Source organism: Actinomycetospora sp. CA-084318 (genome assembly GCF_050955885.1).
In the GTDB taxonomy this organism is placed as follows: Bacteria; Actinomycetota; Actinomycetes; order Mycobacteriales; family Pseudonocardiaceae; genus Actinomycetospora.
The window spans coordinates 6051038-6063722 of sequence record NZ_CP192098.1 but is presented as its reverse complement, the minus strand read 5'-3'; the positions used below and the strand labels follow the sequence as shown (position 1 = coordinate 6063722).

Here is a 12685-nt window from a genome sequence, read left to right as displayed (position 1 = left end):
GCGCGGGGTATCGCCCCGGCCAGCGCCCGGTGTCCGTCGATCGCAGGAGGTCCTCCCCATGCTCGTCCGCCGTCTCGCCCGGCCGATGTTGGCCGCGGTGTTCATCAAGGGCGGGATCGACACCCTGCTCAACCCGGAGCCCCGGGTCGGCATGGCCGCGCCGAAGCTCCGGCAGGCGGAGAACGCCGTCGGGGACAAGCTCCCGCCGCAGGCGCCCACCGAGCCCGACCAGCTCGTGCGCATCGACGCCGGGGTGAAGATCGGGGCGGGCGTCCTGCTCGCGCTGGGGAAGTTCCCGCGGATCGCCTCGCTCGCGCTCGCCGCGAGCATCATCCCGACGACGGTCGTCGGGCACGCCTTCTGGGAGGCCGACGGCGCGGACCGTCCCGCCCAGGAGATCCACTTCCTCAAGAACCTCGGGCTGCTCGGTGGACTGATCCTCGCCGCCGTCGACACCGGGGGGAAGCCGTCGCTGGGCTGGCGGGCCCGTCGGGCCTCGCGCAAGCTCGCCAAGCAGACCCGGGAGCTCACCGGGTCGGCCCAGGAGCACGACTTCGCCGGGCAGGCGAAGTCGGCCGCCGAGACCGCGGGCGCCACCGCCCGCGACGCGGTCGACGTGGCGATCGGCCGTTTCGTCGCCTGACGGTCCCTGCTCTCACCCGAACGGCCCGGACGCCGCGTCCGGGCCGTTCGTGCGTCCGGCGCAGGGGCACGGCCCCTAGGGTGGGACGGGTGTGGACGAACTGGTCGGGCGGGCAGCGCTGCCGACCCGTCGCCACCGCCCGGCCGCTGGACGAGGCCGGGGTCGCGGGCGTGGTCCGACGGGCCGCCGAGCGCGGCCAGACGGTCCGCCCGGTCGGGGCCGGCCACGGCTTCTCCGACCTCGCCGTCACCGACGGCGTCCACCTCGACTGCTCCGCCTTCGCCGGCATCACCGGTGTCTCGGCGATGGGCGGCCCGGCCGCCGCGCCCGGCGAGGCCGTGGTGCGGGTCCGCGGCGGCACCACCGTCGGCGAGCTCCAGGACGGGCTCGCCGAACGCGGCCTCGCCCTCCCGGTGCCGCTCGACCTGGCGGCACCCACCCTCGGCGGGGCGCTCGCGGTCGGTGCCCACGGCAGCGCCGCGTGCCGCGGCTCCCTCGCCGAGCAGGTCCTCGCCCTGCGGGTGGTCGACGGCCGCGGCCGCGTGCGCGACGTCCCCCGCGCCGACCTCGACGCCGCCCGCACCGCACTCGGGGCGCTCGGGGTGGTCCTCGACGCCGAGCTCGCCGTCGTCCCGGCGGCGCCGATGACCGTCACGCGGGCGCAGCGCCCCGTCGACGAGGTGCTCGACCCCGCCTTCTGGGAGGCGCACGACCTGGCGGAGGCCGCCCTGTTCCCCTCCTCGCCGACCGCCCTGGCGCGGTGGGCGGGAGCCGCGGACGCCGCCGACGAGGAGGACTCCGAACGCGGCGTGGGCGTCACCAGCGCCGGGGCCACGGGGCGCACCGCCCTGGGCGGGGCGGTCGTCGTCGAGCGGGCCCTCCCCCGCCTCGCACCGTCGCTCAACCGCGTCGTCTCCCGGCTCGCCCGCACCGTGACCGCCACCGGCGCCGGCCACCGCGTCCTCTCGAACCCGCCCGCGGTCCGCTACGAGCAGACCGAGTGGGCCGTCCCGCGCGAGGTGCTGGTCGGCAGCCTGCGGGCGTTGCTCGCCCAGCTCGCCGACGGCCTGGAGACCGGGCTGCCGGTGCGCATGCGGGTGGGTCCCGCCGAGCGCGGCTGGCTGCACCCGGCGTACGGCCGGGACACCGGCTGGGTGGCCGTCCGCGTCCCGCGCGGCACCGACCCCGGCCCCGTCCTCGCCCGCACGGCCTCGGTGATGCGGGCACACGGCGGGCGGCCGCACTGGGGCACCCGGCACGACTTCGACGCCGTCGACGTGGCCACGGCCTACCCGCGGTTCGCCGACTTCGCGAAGGTCCGCGACGACTACGACCCCGACCGGGTGTTCACCAACCCCGCCCTGGCCCGGCTGCTCGGCGACTGATCGTCCTCGTCGTCCGCCGCGGCGCCGAGGTCGATCGCGAGCGCCACGACCGCCTGGTCGACGCGGCGCAGCAGCCGGGTGATGACGAGGGCGTCGTTGCGCCGGCGCGGATCCTGGCTGCGGGCGGCCTGCTCCTCGGCGCGGTCGACGAGCTCCTCGGCGGAGTGGACGAGCACCTGCCCGCCGTCGGAGCGCCGCTTCCCGCGCACCACGACGTCGCGCAGCCCGTCCAGGTTCGCCCGCACCGCGGCCAGCGCGGGCTCCAGGGTCGGCGCCCAACCCGGCGTGGGGTCGGACCCGAGCTCCGCGCCGGTGCGGGCCAGCGAGCGGGCGTAGTGGTCGACGATCGTGAACACCCGCAGGGCGCGGCGGTGGCTCGAGCGGCCGCGACGCTTCGGCGTGTTGACCAGCAGCGGCTTCGTCCGCGCGCGCAGCGTGGCCAGCGCGGTGTCCATGTCCCGGGCGCTCTCCAGCGCGGCCGGCCCGCCCGCGCCCCGCCCGAGGACGGTCGCCACGCCGGCCTCCAGCACCGTGTCCGCGGCGTCGACGAAGTCCTCGACGGCCTCCCCGAACGCCTCCCGCGTCCCCTTGGGGAGCACGAGGAAGGCGGCGACGACGCTCGCGAGCACGCCGACCAGCGTCTCCTCGATGCGCAGCACCAGCGTCTGGACGCTGAACTGGCCGATCAGCCCGTACACGAGCGCGAGCACGGCGGTGATCCAGAACGCCAGCATCCCCGGCGACACGCGGACGAGGTAGAGCGCGAGGAACGCGCACGCGAACAGGAGCACCAGCGAGACCACCTGGTTGCCCGCGGTCAGGGCGGCGAGGGCCATGCCCGCCGCGACCCCGCCGACGGTGCCCACCACCCGGCCCCACCCGCGCGAGAGCAGGTCGCCGCGGCTGGCGGTGTTGGCGAACACGACGAACGAGGCGATCACCGCCCAGTACCAGCGCGACGGGGCGAGCAGCTCGCCCAGGCCGATCGCGATCGTCGTGCCCACGCCCACCTGGATCGACTGCCGGGTGGTCAGCAGCAGGCCCCGGTCCCGGTCGGTCGCCCCGCTGCCCGTGGCGTCGCCGCCCGTGGCGTCGCGCTCCGTTCCCGACGACGGGTCGGACCGTCCGGGTGCCCGTCCGCCGGAGGTCGTGTCCGGGCGCCCGTGGGCGATGCCGTCCGGCGCGGGCTCGGCGGCCACCGCCACCGGGGAGGCGGCCGACGAGCGGGGGACGCCCGGCAGGACGATACCGCCGGTCATCGCCTCGCCCGGCCGCGCGGGGAGGTCGCGTTGCGCGTACTCCACGGAGTCGGCGATGCGCCGCACCGCGAAGGCGGCGCGCTGGACGCGTTCGTGCCCGCGGCCGGTGTCCGCCACCAGCCCCGCGACCGCTCCCCGCGCGTCCGCGAGCTCGGAGAGGATCTGCCGGTGCGGCACCCGTCGGTCGGTGGCGCGGGCGAGGTGGGTCAGCCCGGTCCGCAGTGCGGTCAGGGCGAGCGGGCTCGGGCGCTGCACGTCGTCGGCGCGGACGAGTCGCCGGGCGGCGACGCCGAGGCGTTCCAGGCCCAGCTCGGTGTCCACCACCCGCAGCGCGAGCAGGTCGTTCTCGAGGCCGGGCCACACCCGGTCCGCGGCGCTGTACTCGAGCTGGTCCTCGACGAGCAGCGCGGTCTCGTTGAGGCGGCGGCGGGCGCGGTAGAGCCGTTCGAGCACGGCGTCACCGACCTGCTCGTGCTCGGCGCCGGGACGGTGTCCGGGCCCGTCCTGGGCCGCGGCGTACACGTCGTCGACCCGGAGCACCATCTCGTGCGCGCGCGCCCGGAACGCGTCGACGAGCCGGCGCAGCGTCCGCTCGGGCCGCTCGGCGAACAGCACGCCGCGCAGCAGCAGCGTGGTGCCGAGCCCGATGAGCACGGCGACGCACAGCGCGGGGATCTGCGGCGGCTTGGCCTGCAGGAACTGGGTGAAGAAGAACGGCATGAAGGCGCCCATGCCGAGGGCGAAGCCGCGCGGCCCGTAGCGCCGCACGTAGACCGCACCGACCATCACCGCCACGAAGACCACGTCGGCGACGACCCGGTGGGGCGAGAGCAACGTGCCCACCGTGGTGGACGCGAGCGCGGGCAGCACCATCAGCGCGGTGGTCACCCGCTGGCGGGGCACCGTCTTCTCGTTGACCGCCAGGTTGGAGATCATCGCGAGCACGCCGGCGAACAGCACGACGGTCACCGGCTCGTCGGGCGCGAGGGTGGCCCGCCCCCACGCGACGAGGCCTGCGGCGATCGCCATCGACGCGACGGCCACCGACGCCAGCCGCAGCCGCGCCAGGCCGGGGTCGGCCGTCACCAGCAGGGTGCGCAGCGACTCGATCGCCCTCGTCGTGCCCACGGTGCCAGGCCGCCCCTCTCGTCGAGGCGGAAGTCTCCCACGGGGCGCGCGGTGCGGGATCCACTCTCGACACGGTTACCGGGTGGTAATAGCCTGCAGTTACCCGCCGGTACGGACCGGCTCGAGCCCGCCGCGTCACCCTCACGACGGGCCTTCTCGACGGAGCACGGAGCAGCCACGTCATGAGCCACTACAAGGCCAACGTCCGCGACATCGAGTTCACGCTGTTCGAGCTCCTGCGCGTGCAGGACCGGTTCGGGCAGGGTCCGTTCGCGGAGACCGACGAGGAGACCGCCCGCGCGCTCCTCCACGAGGCCGCCGCCCTGGCCGAGGGCCCGCTCGCGGAGTCCTACGAGTCCGGCGACCGCAACCCGGTCCGGTTCGACCCGCAGACCCACACCGCGCACCTCGACGAGGGCATCAAGCGCTCCTACCGCGCCATGTGGGACGCCGAGTGGTGGCGCCTGTCGGCCGACAACGCGATCGGCGGCATGGGCGTGCCCCCGTCGATCCAGTGGTCCGCCGGCGAGATGATCCTGGGCGCCAACGCGCCGGTGTTCATGTACATGACCGGCCCGAACTTCGCCTCGGTGATCTACCGCAACGGCACCGAGCAGCAGAAGCACTGGGCGCAGGTCATGGTCGACCGCGGCTGGAGCGCCTCGATGGTGCTCACCGAGCCCGACGCCGGCTCCGACGTGGGCGCCGGCCGCACCAAGGCCCGCGACAACGGCGACGGCACCTGGTCGATCGAGGGTGTCAAGCGCTTCATCACCTCGGCCGACTCCGACGACCTCGTCGAGAACATCCTGCACCTGGTGCTGGCCCGCCCCGAGGGCGCGAAGCCGGGCACCAAGGGCCTCTCGCTCTTCCTGGTGCCGAAGTTCCACTTCGACCCGCAGACCGGCGAGCCGGGCGAGCGCAACGGCGCCTTCGTGACGAACGTCGAGCACAAGATGGGCCTGAACGCCTCGGCCACCTGCGAGCTCACCTTCGGCGCGCACGGCACGCCGGCGATCGGCTACCTGCTCGGTGATGTCCACGACGGCATCGCGCAGATGTTCCAGGTCATCGAGTACGCCCGGATGATGGTCGGCACCAAGGCCATCGGCACCCTCTCGACCGGTTACCTCAACGCCCTCGAGTACGCCAAGGAGCGCATCCAGGGCGCCGACCTCACCCAGCAGACCAACAAGTCCGCGCCGCGCGTCCCGATCACCGCGCACCCCGATGTCCGCCGCAGCCTCATGCTGCAGAAGGCGTACGCGGAGGGTCTGCGTGCGGTGTACGCGTTCACCGCGACCTATCAGGACACCGTGCGCCTGGGCTCGGCCCCGGACGCCGAGGCCGGTGCGGTCTCCGCCGAGGACGTGGCGCTCGCGGAGAAGGTCAACGACCTGCTGCTGCCCATCGTCAAGGGCGTGGGCTCGGAGCGTGCCTCGGAGCAGCTCATCGGGTCGCTGCAGACCCTGGGCGGGTCCGGCTACCTGCAGGACTACCCCATCGAGCAGTACATCCGCGACGCCAAGATCGACTCGCTCTACGAGGGCACCACGGCGATCCAGTCGCAGGACTTCTTCTTCCGCAAGATCGTCAAGGACAACGGCCAGGCCCTCGTGCACGTCGCCGGGCTCGTCCAGACGTTCCTGGAGTCCGAGGCCGGCAACGGGCGGCTCAAGGAGGACCGGGCGCTGCTCGCCACCGCGCTGGCGGACGTGCAGGCGATGCTCGGCTCGATGATCGGGTACCTGACGTCGTCGCAGGAGGACGTGCGGAACCTCTACAAGGTCGGCCAGCACGCGGTCCGCTTCCTGCTCTCGGTCGGCGACATGCTCATCGGCTACCTGCTGCTGCGTGGGGCCGAGGTCGCCATCGGCGCGCTCGACCGCGGCGCCTCGGCGAAGGACACCGCGTTCTACGAGGGCAAGATCGCCGTCGCGCACTTCTTCGCCAAGAGCGTGCTGCCCGAGCTGACCGCGCGCCGCTCGATCGTCGAGGGCGCGGACAACGCGCTCATGGACCTGGACGTCGCCGCGTTCTGATCCACCCCTGAACGAACGAACGGCACTCTCGCGCACCAAGAAGCTGCGGGAGTGCCGTTCGTGCATGTCGGGGCGGGTGAACTCGGGTGATTCATGGGTCACAGGGGCCCGGGAGATAGGTTCTGCGCTGTGTCGAAGGTCCTGACGAATCTGCCGGTCGGCGAGCGTGTCGGCATCGCCTTCTCCGGGGGTCTCGACACCTCCGTCGCGGTGGCCTGGATGCGCCACCACGGCGCCGTGCCCTGCGCCTACTCGGCCGACCTCGGGCAGTACGACGAGGACGACATGGCGACGCTGCCCGACCGCGCGAAGGAGTACGGCGCGGAGATCGCGCGGCTCGTCGACTGCCGCGGTCCGCTCGTGGAGGAGGGCCTCGTCGCGCTGATGTGCGGCGCCTTCCACATCCGCTCCGGCTCGCGCGTCTACTTCAACACCACCCCGCTCGGCCGCGCCGTCACCGGCACGCTGCTCGTGCGCGCCATGCAGGACGACGGCGTGTCGATCTGGGGCGACGGCTCCACCTACAAGGGCAACGACATCGAGCGGTTCTACCGCTACGGCCTGCTCGCCAACCCGCAGCTGCGCATCTACAAGCCGTGGCTGGACGCGCAGTTCGTCGACGAGCTCGGCGGCCGCGCGGAGATGAGCCAGTGGCTCACCGAGCACGACCTGCCCTACCGCGCCAGCAAGGAGAAGGCGTACTCCACGGACGCCAACATCTGGGGCGCCACGCACGAGGCGAAGACGCTCGAGCACCTCGACGAGTCGCTCGAGGTCGTCGAGCCGATCATGGGCGTCCGGTTCTGGGACCCCGCCGTCACGATCGAGCCCGAGGACGTGACGCTGGAGTTCGAGCAGGGCTACCCGGTCGCGATCAACGGCGAGCGGTTCGCGAACAACGTCGACCTCGTGATGGCCGCGAACGGCATCGGCGGCCGCCACGGGCTCGGCATGTCCGACCAGATCGAGAACCGCATCATCGAGGCCAAGAGCCGCGGCATCTACGAGGCGCCCGGCATGGCCCTGCTGTTCATCGCCTACGAGCGGCTGCTGAACGCGATCCACAACGAGGACACGATCGCGAACTACCACAACGAGGGCCGCCGCCTCGGCCGGCTGCTCTACGAGGGCCGCTGGCTCGACCCGCAGTCGATCATGCTGCGCGAGTCGATCGTGCGGTGGATCGGCCGCACCGTGACCGGGTCGGTGACCCTGCGCCTGCGTCGCGGCGAGGACTACACGATCGTCCGCACCGAGGGCCCGGCGCTGTCCTACCACCCCGACAAGCTGTCGATGGAGCGCACCGAGGACGCCGCGTTCGGCCCGCTGGACCGCATCGGCCAGCTGACGATGCGCAACCTCGACATCGCCGACTCCCGCACCAAGCTCGAGCAGTACGCGGCGTTCGGCCAGCTCACCGGGCAGGCCGCGTTCGTCGGGGAGCTCGAGCAGGGCCGCGCCGACGCGATCACCGGCCGCGGCGAGGGCGTCGACACCGACGAGTCGGCCCTCGACCGGGCGGCGATCGAGTCCGGGGTGGACTGACGTCCAGGTGAGCAGAAAGTGGGGCTATGGGCCCACTTACTGCTCACGTGCGCAGCACCTACACCCGCCGCGCCCGCGCCTCCGCGAACAGGTAGAGCCCGAAGGCCACGAACCCCAGGGCCACCGCGAGCAGCAGGAACACGCCGAACGGCTGACCGGCGAGGGTCTTCAGGGCGGCGTCCAGGCCACCGGCCCGCCGGGGGTCGGCGGTGAGCGCCGCGAGGGCGAACAGCACCGCCATCACCGCGAACGCCACGGCCCGCAGCGCGTGGCCCGCCACCCCGAGCGGCACCACCGCGTCCCGCGCCCACGACGGCAGCCGGCTCCGGTCCAGCTCCTCCAGGAAGTCGCGGCGCACCCCGGTCCACGCCGTCGCGCCCGCGGCGATCAGCACGACGAGCGCGACGACGCCGATCAGCACCCGGCCGCCCGGCAGCGCGAGAACGCCCGCGGTCGCCTCCTGCGAGCCGCCGGTGGACGAGCCCGACGACCCGGTGACGAGCAGCCGCACCCCGAGCACCGCCACCCCGAGGACGGCCAGCGCCCGGGCCCCGCTGCCGATCCGCTTCTGGGCGCGGTCCCAGCCGCTCGCCCACCGGTAGCCGGCGATGGCCGCGAGCCCCTGCCAGATCCCGAAGGCGACGAGGCCGAGCACGATCACCACGATCACGACGACGCCGAACGGCTCGCCCGCGATCGTGCCGAGCGCGCCCTGCTGGTCGGCCTGCCCGCCGCCGGAGAGCGCGATCTGCACCGCGATCCCGCCGACCAGGACGTGGACCAGCCCGTAGGCCACCAGCCCGACGCGACCGAGCAGTTCCACCCCGCGTGCCGGGGCCTCGCCCTCACCGCTGCGGCCGAGGCCGGAGAGTGCGCCCCGGACCTCCCGGGCGGCGCGCTCGGCGCCGCCGTCGGCGTGCTCCTCGGTCATCCGCCGTTGCAGGTGATCTCGGGCTCCGGGTTGTAGCGGACGGTGCGCGGCTCGGACTTCGTCTGGCCGGTGCGGACGTCCTTGAGGACCCGGGTGTCGGTGATGGTGAAGCCGCCGACGCCCTTGGACGGCTTGCACCTCGGGTTGTCCGAGAGGTCCCGGGTGCCGGGGGCCACCGGGTTGGTGCGCGGGCCGGTCTGCGACGTCACGTCGTAGCGCTTCTGCCCGTAGATCTGGACCTTGATCGACGACGGGGTCCACAGGGTGCGGATGAGCACCGGGGTGTCGCCGTCGTTGCGGAACTTCAGGTCGATCGCGCCCTCGAACACGGTCGCCTCGCGACCGGCCGGGTAGCGGCTGATGTAGTAGCTGTGCTCCTTGTGCTCGACCTGCTGCAGGCCGGCGAAGTACGTGGCGTTGTACAGCGTCGTCGCGAACTGCGAGATGCCGCCGCCGATGCCGCGCCCGGGCACGCCGTCGTCGATGATGCCCGCCTCGACGAAGCCCTGGCTCGCGTCGCGCGGGCCGGTGAAGCCGTTGAGGCTGAACGTCTCGCCCGGCTTCACGGTCGCGCCGTTGACGATCTCGGCGACCCGCTTGATGTTCTGGCCGGAGTCGGCGGCGAAGCCGTTGGTCTGGAACTCGCCGATCACGGTGGCCGGGCCGAGGGCCTGCAGCGCCTCGGTGGTGACCTTCGGCGGCGTCGTCGTGTAGATCGCGTTGACCGCGCGGCCGCTCGCGGGCGGCGGCGGGGTGGGCGTCGCGCCCGGCGGCACCGGCGGCGGGGTGAAGGTGGCGGGCGGGGTCGCGTCGGCCGGCCGGCCGAGCGCCTCGACGAGGCCCTCGAAGGTCTTCGGGTAGTCGATCGTGCGGCCGGTGACGGCCGGGACGACGGTGGCGCCCGCGCCCTCGAAGGCGAACGTCGCGTCCTTGGGCTCGGCCTCGGTCGACGCGAGGTCGCGGTCGGCCACCCGCTCGGCGGCCGGGACGTCCACGCGCGGCGTGAGCCCGCCGGAGCCGTCCGGGTCGAACTTCAGGAACGTCCCGATCTCCTCGGGCGAGAGCGTCGCGTTCTTCGCGTCGCCCACCACGTAGGCCGGGCCGGCGACCGCAGGGGTGGCCACCTCGCGCAGGGCGGTGTCGATCCCGTCCTGGGTGACGGTGACGGGCTGCTCGGTGACGGGGAGGCCGACCGGGGCCGAGTCGAGCCAGTGCGCGAACACGACCTCGGGCGCGGTGCGGCTGTCGACGATCGCACCCGGCACGGAGGGCACCGGCACGGGACGGTCGCCCTCGAAGCGGATCGTGCCCTCGGTCGACGGCCGGTCCAGCTGCGGGCGCGCGGCGTCGACGGCCTGCCCGATGGCGACCGGGTTGCCCTTGCTGATCGGGGCGATCTCGCGGTCGGCGAAGAACGACGACAGGCGGGTGAACGGGTTGAGCGGCTGCTCGCCGGCCTCGTCGATCGTGGCGGCGACGTCGAGGTCGAGCCCGGCGGCGCGCGGGTCGATCGTCGTGGTGCGGGCCTCGGGGCCCCCGCCCGCGACGAGGGTGATCGGGCGGGAGACGCGCGGGCCGAGCTCGGTGCGCAGCGCCTCCTGGGCGGCCAGCCGGTTCATCCCGCCGATCTCGACGCCGGCGACGGTGACCCCGCGCGGCACGTTCGTGGCCGAGACCAGCAGGTCGCCGACGTAGAGGACCGCCAGCAGTCCGACGACCGCCGCGCCCGCGATCAGGAGCTTCTTGCGGGACCGGCCCGACGCGTCGTCGGGAACGCCCTCCCCCGGACCCGCGACCGGCGGGATCTGGACCGTGGCCTCGGCGTCGGGGTCGTAGCTCGACGGCGGCCCGGCGGGCGGTCCCGGCTCGGCCGACATCGCACGCGTCGCCTCGGCGTCGGGGCCGGGCCCGTCACCGCCGGTCGACTCGAGGCGGGTGTCCCCGGGGGAGTCCGGTGAAGGTGTCGTCACAGGTAGAGCCCCGTCCCGCTGGTCGGCTCGATGTTCTCGCTGGCCACGGCGTGCACGTCGCGTTCGCGCATCACCACGAACGCCCGGCCGTCGACCTCCACCTCGGCGTGGTCGTCCGGCCCGTACAGGACCCGGTCGCCGACCTTGACGGTCCGCACGTGGTTCCCGGTCCCGTACACGTCCCCCCAGCTCAACCGCTTCGACACCGACGCCGTCGCGGGGATGACGATGCCGCCGGTGCTGCGGCGCTCACCCTCGGCGGCCGAGGGGGCGACGAGCACGCGGTCGTGAAGCATCTGGATTTCCAGCCGGGAGTCCGACACGCGCGAATCGTACGGGGAGGTCGGTATCGCTCGGGCGGGTGGGCGGGCGCGAGCGGAGCCGGGTGCGCGGGCGCTCCGGGGCGTGTCGCGGCGGGCGATCCGGCTCCGGACACGAAGCAGCCCCGTGGCCCTGCCAGGTCGGGGGTCCGGCAGCGCCACGGGGCTCGTGAGGGGTGTCGTCCGGGGCCCGGCATTCGTTACCGCCCCCGTCGAGTTCACTCGTCCGGACCAGTTCCGTCTCAGTCCCGACCCAGCAGGAAGCGCCCGAAGTGCGGCACGGTGAAGGCGATCCACCCGCGCTCGGCGGAGAAGACCAGGCCCTTGCGCAGCAGGCTGTCGCGGGCCGGCGAGAGCGAGGAGGCCCGCTTGCCGAGGTGCGCGGCGAGCTTCGAGGTCTGCACCGCCTCGTCGCGGCCCTCGGCGAGCTCGGCCATGCCCTGCAGGTACTCGCGCTCGGCCGGGGTCGCGCGCTCGTAGCGCGAGCCGAAGAACCCGACGGCGAGCTCCGCCCCGGCGTCGGGGGCGGCGACCCGGACGTCGTCGGCGTCGATCGGGCTCTGCACCGCCGCGTCCCAGGCGGCCTTGCCGTACGCCTGGACGAAGTAGGGGTAGCCGCCGGAGACCTCGTACAGCGCGTCGAGCGCGGCCGGGGTCAGCTCGGCGTCCTCGCGCTTCGCGGGGGCGGTGAGCGCGAAGTCGGCGTCGGCGCGGTCGAGCTGGCCGATCCGCACGTAGCGGAACAGTCGCTCGGAGTAGGACTTGGAGGCCGACAGCACGGCGGGCAGGTGCGGCAGACCCGCCCCGACGACGACGAGCGGCGCCCCGGACTGGGAGAGCTCGTGGCAGGCGGCGCACAGCGCGGAGACGTCGTCGAGCTGGAGGTCCTGCATCTCGTCGATGAGCAGGGCGACCCCCACGCCGACGTCGGCGGCGAGCTCGGCCACGACGCCGAACAGTTCGACGAGGTCGATCTCGATGTCCCCGGAGTCCGCGCGGCCGGACAGCACCGGGGCGTCGATGCCGGGCTGCCAGCGGTCCTTGAGCTTGGCGTCCGACGGTGTCGCCTTCAGGGCGAAGGCCTTCAGGACGCCGAGCGTCTCCTCGACCCGGTCGGGGGCCCGGTGGCGGACGGCGAGGTCGCGCACCGCCCGGTGCAGCGCCGCGGAGAGGGGGCGGCGCAGGTCGGCGTCCGGACGCGCCTCGATCTTCCCCGCGCCCCAGCCGGCGCGCACGGCCATCGACCGCAGTTCGCCGAGCAGCACGGTCTTGCCGACCCCGCGCAGGCCGGTGAGCACGAGGCTGCGCTCGGGCCGCCCGCGGGCGACGCGCTCGAGCACCACGTCGAAGGCGTGCAGCTCCCGGTCGCGGCCGGCGAGCTCGGGCGGGCGCTGGCCGGCGCCGGGGGCGAACGGGTTGCGCACCGGATCCACGATCGGAGCGTATGGCGCTCTCTAGATCA

Annotated in this window: 9 protein-coding genes; 4 read left to right on the top strand and 5 right to left on the bottom strand. The window is 74.0% G+C overall.

Annotated features, from left to right (window positions below):
- The first annotated feature begins 58 nt into the window (after positions 1-58).
- Both ACQPYX_RS29620 and ACQPYX_RS29615 read left to right on the top strand, forming a co-directional pair.
- The gene (locus ACQPYX_RS29620) at positions 59-643 is read left to right on the top strand and encodes a DoxX family protein (RefSeq protein ID WP_433800827.1); all 585 of its coding nucleotides are present in this window, start codon (positions 59-61) and stop codon (positions 641-643) included.
- An 89-nt stretch (positions 644-732) separates the two neighbouring features.
- Positions 733-2028, top strand: coding sequence for a D-arabinono-1,4-lactone oxidase (locus ACQPYX_RS29615; RefSeq protein WP_433800826.1), 1296 nt, complete (start codon positions 733-735; stop codon positions 2026-2028).
- Here the strand turns inward: ACQPYX_RS29615 and ACQPYX_RS29610 are convergent.
- A complete protein-coding gene (locus tag ACQPYX_RS29610; RefSeq protein WP_433800825.1) occupies positions 1971-4415 on the bottom strand; it encodes an FUSC family protein in 2445 nt (814 codons plus the stop codon). The genes ACQPYX_RS29615 and ACQPYX_RS29610 overlap by 58 nt on opposite strands.
- A gap of 182 nt (positions 4416-4597) precedes the next feature.
- Between ACQPYX_RS29610 and ACQPYX_RS29605 the strand changes: the two genes are divergently transcribed.
- Together ACQPYX_RS29605 and argG are read left to right on the top strand one after the other, a co-directional pair.
- On the top strand, positions 4598-6457 hold the full coding sequence (locus ACQPYX_RS29605; protein WP_433800824.1) for an acyl-CoA dehydrogenase: 1860 nt from the start codon (positions 4598-4600) through the stop codon (positions 6455-6457).
- Positions 6458-6586: 129 nt separating this feature from the next.
- On the top strand, positions 6587-8002 hold the full coding sequence (gene argG / locus ACQPYX_RS29600) for an argininosuccinate synthase (RefSeq protein WP_433800823.1): 1416 nt from the start codon (positions 6587-6589) through the stop codon (positions 8000-8002).
- A 58-nt stretch (positions 8003-8060) separates the two neighbouring features.
- Here the strand turns inward: argG and ACQPYX_RS29595 are convergent, their stop codons facing one another.
- The 4 genes from ACQPYX_RS29595 to ACQPYX_RS29580 form a co-directional block, all read right to left on the bottom strand.
- Positions 8061-8933 (bottom strand): DUF1206 domain-containing protein, encoded by an 873-nt coding sequence (locus ACQPYX_RS29595; RefSeq protein WP_433800822.1) that lies wholly within the window; start codon positions 8931-8933, stop codon positions 8061-8063.
- A complete protein-coding gene (locus tag ACQPYX_RS29590) occupies positions 8930-10810 on the bottom strand; it encodes a VanW family protein (RefSeq protein ID WP_433800821.1) in 1881 nt (626 codons plus the stop codon). The genes ACQPYX_RS29595 and ACQPYX_RS29590 overlap by 4 nt, the downstream gene beginning before the upstream one ends.
- Positions 10811-10899: 89 nt before the next feature.
- Entirely contained in the window at positions 10900-11199 is a 300-nt protein-coding gene (locus ACQPYX_RS29585; RefSeq protein WP_255693213.1) for a GroES family chaperonin, read from the bottom strand.
- A gap of 266 nt (positions 11200-11465) precedes the next feature.
- Entirely contained in the window at positions 11466-12656 is a 1191-nt protein-coding gene (locus ACQPYX_RS29580; RefSeq protein ID WP_433800820.1) for an AAA family ATPase, read from the bottom strand.
- Positions 12657-12685: the final 29 nt, after the last annotated feature.